Origin of the sequence: Streptococcus sp. GMD1S, assembly GCF_000296875.1 — a bacterium.
In the GTDB taxonomy this organism is placed as follows: domain Bacteria; phylum Bacillota; class Bacilli; order Lactobacillales; family Streptococcaceae; genus Streptococcus.
Window position 1 is genome coordinate 1 of record NZ_AJQY01000414.1, and the last position, 641, is coordinate 641.

Genomic DNA, 641 nt, shown 5'->3' on the forward strand with positions numbered 1-641 from the left:
TAGTCATCTAACCACTCCCGTCTAAACTCCGCAAAGGCAGTCGGAGTCTCATAGAGACGAACATATTCCAAACGGAGATTGCGCTCGTCTGGCAACTCTTGGCTCATGGTTTGAAAAATCCAGTAAACCATATTTTCAGCAGTCGTGTTCATATAAGGCAGGGTTTCATTGAGATAGCGATGATCCAAGTGGGGTTCTATGTAGTTCTTGTAGATCGCTTTGATATCTCCAAAGTCGTAGGTCATACCCCGTTCATCTAAAAATCCACTGACAGCAATTTGCAGATGATAAGTGTGGCCGTGCAGGGACTTGCATTTTCCCTCATAGTGAAAGAGGTGGTGGGCAGCATCGAAGGTGAACTCTTTTGATACCAAGGTTCTGTGAGGATTGTAGATAAGAGATTCCCCAGTTTCCTGTTTGATTTCTTTGGGAGCAAAAAACATTAGCTCTCTCCTTTCTGTGAGAGATAAACATCAAGGCCATGCTGGCGTAGGTGGCAGGCTGGACAATCACCGCAGCCACTACCGATAATCCCATTGTAGCAGGTTAAGGTCTTCTCACGAACGTAGTCAAAGGCACCAAGTTGGTCGGCTAACTCCCAAGTTTCAGCCTTGTCTAGCCACATGAGAGGTGTTTGGATA

2 protein-coding genes are annotated in these 641 nt (G+C 45.9%); both read right to left on the minus strand.

Translation table 11 applies throughout. The annotated features are described in order from the left end of the window. Nucleotides 1-443, minus strand: a 443-nt coding sequence (gene queD / locus GMD1S_RS10710) for a 6-carboxytetrahydropterin synthase QueD (RefSeq protein WP_000464563.1), incomplete at its 3' end; no start/stop codon positions are given. Beyond that, nucleotides 443-641: 7-cyano-7-deazaguanine synthase (locus GMD1S_RS10715; RefSeq protein WP_000552502.1), on the minus strand; the 199-nt coding region annotated here is incomplete at its 5' end. The genes queD and GMD1S_RS10715, both read right to left, overlap by 1 nt.